Source organism: Streptomyces sp. ActVer (assembly GCF_027270795.1).
Taxonomy (GTDB): domain Bacteria; phylum Actinomycetota; class Actinomycetes; order Streptomycetales; family Streptomycetaceae; genus Streptomyces; species Streptomyces umbrinus_A.
Map to the genome: position 1 here is coordinate 1 of NZ_JAPWHT010000751.1, position 2,851 is coordinate 2,851.

Below are 2,851 nucleotides of genomic sequence, written 5' to 3' on the forward strand. Positions count from 1 at the left end.
TCGACGATCCCGGCGACCGCTCGGCCGAGGAGACCGCCCGCCGCATGGGTGCGTTCGCCCGCGGCACGCTCCACGGCCGTGCCGCCCAGGACACCACCCCCCACGAAGACGAAGGGAACATCCAAGGATGATCGAGCCCACCACGAACAACGAGTTGGGCTGGATGCTCGATGAGGTCCTGAAGGTCCCCGAGGCGCGGCACGCGATCCTGCTCTCGGCCGACGGCATGCTCCGGGCCCACTCCGCGGACATCGGCAGGGACGACGCCGAACGGCTCGCCGCGGGGCTCTCCGGCGTCCAGTCGATCAGCCGCAGCACCGCCGAGTTCTGCGGCAGCCCGCATACCCCCTGGCGGCAGACCCTGATCGAGTTCGCGCACGGCTACGTCTTCCTCGTGGCCGCCGGCGAGGGCGCCTACCTCGCCGTGTCCACCACCGAGCACGTGGACATGGAGGCCGTCACGTACCGCATGCACAAGCTCGTCGACCGGCTCGGCAAGGAACTGACCAGCCCGGCGCGTCGGGACGCCGGCAGCCCGGCATGACACCGCCCAGGCGTCCCGGAGGGAAGCTGGTGCGGCCGTACGTCGTCACCGACGGCCGCTCCCACCCGACCCGCAACACCCTGGACCTGGTCACGCTGCTGATCGCCGCCGACGACCTGCCGCTGACCGGACTGAGCCCGGAGAAGCGGGCGTTGATGGAGCTGTGCCGGCCCGGCGCGCTGTCCGTCGCCGAGGTGGCCGGACATCTGGCGCTGCCGGTCAGCGTCACCAAGGTGCTGATCGCCGACCTCATGGACAGCGGCCACGTCGTCACCCGCGCCCCCATCCCGTCCGCCCGGCCGTCCGAGACCCGCATCCTCCAGGAGGTCCTCGATGGGCTCCGCGCCCGCCTCTGAAGACAGCCCCGCCGGGGGCGTCTACCTGCCGAGCGGTGTGCAGACCGCCGTCAAGGTCCTGATCGTGGGGCACTTCGCCGTCGGCAAGACCACCTTCGTCGGCGCGCTGTCCGAGATCCGGCCGTTGCGCACGGAGGAGGTCATGACCCAGGCCGGCGCGCTCGTCGACGACCTGGCGGGCACGAAGGACAAGACGACCACCACCGTCGCCCTCGACTTCGGCCGCCTCACCCTCAACGACTCCCTCGTGCTGTACCTCTTCGGCACCCCGGGACAGCAGCGCTTCACCGAGCTGTGGCAGGACATGACCCGCGGTGCGCTCGGCGCGCTCGTCCTCGCCGACACGCGCCGCCTCGGCCAGTCCTTCGACGTCATGGGGGTCCTGGAGGAACTGGGCCTGCCGTACGCCGTCGCCCTCAACGACTTCGACGACGCCTCCGCAGAGCACGACCTGGAAGAGGTCCGCGAAGCCCTCGACCTGCTCCCCGAAACACCCCTCGTACGGTGCGACGCCCGCGACCGGATCTCCTCCACGCACGCGCTGATCGCCCTCGTCGAGTACCTCCTCACCCGCAATGCCGGCAGCGCCGACGACAGTGCCGGCAGTGTCGGCGACAGTGAACTGGAGCACGCGTGACCTCCCCCGAAGCCCCCGGCCCCGTCTCCGCGCCACCTGAGGGCTGCCCCTTCCACCACCCCATGTACGGCCCCGAGTTCGCCGCCGACCCGGCCGCCACGTACGGCAAGCTGCGGGCGCACGGCAACACCGCGCCCGTCGAACTCGCGCCCGGCGTGCGCGCTACCCTCGTCACCGGGTACGAGGCCGCGCTGCACGTCCTGCGCAGCCCCGAGACCTTCTCCAAGGACCCCCGCCGCTGGCGCGACCTGGCCGACGGGACCGTCGCGCCGGACAGCCCGGTCGTGCCGATGATGATGTACCGGCCGAACGCGCTGTTCACCGACGGCGAGGAGCACCGCAGGCTCCGCGGCGCCATCACCGACAGCCTGGCCCGCGTCGAGCCCAACACCCTGCGCGGATACGTCGAGCGCAGCGCCGACACGCTGATCGACCTGATCGCGCCGCGCGGCGAGGCCGACCTGCTCGGCGAGTACGCGCAGGTCCTGCCGCTGCTCGTCTTCAACCGGCTCTTCGGGTGCCCGCCCGACCTCGGTGAGCGGCTGGTCGAGGGCATGTCCGGGATCTTCGACGGCGTGGACGCGGAGAAGGCCAACGAGCTGCTCACCGTGACCCTGCTCGACCTCATCGCGCTCAAGCGGGCCCGGCCGGGGCAGGACATGACGTCCTGGATGATGGCCCACCCGGCCGCCCTCACCGACGAGGAGATGATCCACGAGCTCGTCGTCCTCATGGGCGCGGGCACCGAGCCCCAGCAGAACCTGATCTCCAACGGGCTGCGGCTGCTGCTCTCCGACGACCGGTTCGCGGGCAGCCTCGGCGGTGGCAGCCTGCCGGTCGAGGACGCGCTCGACGAGGTCCTGTGGACCGATCCGCCGATGGCCAACTACGCGGTGCACTATCCGGTTCGGGACGTCGTGTACGAGGGGACGCTGCTGCGGGCCGGTGATCCGGTCGTCATCAGTCTCGCCGCCGCGAACACGGATCCGGCGCTGACGAACGATCAGCGTGCGGGGAATCGCGCCCACCTGGCGTGGAGCGCCGGTCCGCACAACTGTCCGGCCCAGAGCCCGGCGCGGTTGATCGCCGCCGTGGCGGTCGAGAAGCTGCTCGACCGGTTGCCCGATGTGGAGCTCGCGGTGCCGGTGGGGGAGCTGGAGTGGCGGCCGGGGCCGTTCCACCGGGCGTTGGCCTCGTTGCCGGTGCGGTTTCCTGTGGCGCCGGTCAGTGGGGAGACGGTGGCTGGTCGGGAGGGTGTGCGGCGGCCGGTGCTGCCCGCGTTCGCCGGCGGCGGCCAGCCGGAGGCGCCGACGC

The 2,851-nt window shown here is 71.8% G+C and carries 4 protein-coding genes; all 4 read left to right on the forward strand.

Annotated features, from left to right (window positions below; translation table 11 throughout):
• The first annotated feature begins 127 nt into the window (after positions 1-127).
• Positions 128-544: a roadblock/LC7 domain-containing protein gene (locus O3Q52_RS51545; protein ID WP_055616679.1), complete on the forward strand. Its 417-nt coding sequence runs from the start codon at positions 128-130 to the stop codon at positions 542-544.
• Positions 541-900, forward strand: a complete 360-nt coding sequence (locus O3Q52_RS51550) for a DUF742 domain-containing protein (RefSeq protein ID WP_055616678.1) — start codon at positions 541-543, stop codon at positions 898-900. The genes O3Q52_RS51545 and O3Q52_RS51550 overlap by 4 nt, the downstream gene beginning before the upstream one ends.
• Complete coding sequence (locus O3Q52_RS51555) at positions 878-1,537, forward strand: ATP/GTP-binding protein (RefSeq protein WP_269655315.1); 660 nt, start codon at positions 878-880, stop codon at positions 1,535-1,537. The genes O3Q52_RS51550 and O3Q52_RS51555 overlap by 23 nt, the downstream gene beginning before the upstream one ends.
• Before the next feature lie 62 nt (positions 1,538-1,599).
• Positions 1,600-2,851: cytochrome P450 (locus O3Q52_RS51560; RefSeq protein WP_269655316.1), on the forward strand; the 1,252-nt coding region annotated here is incomplete at its 3' end.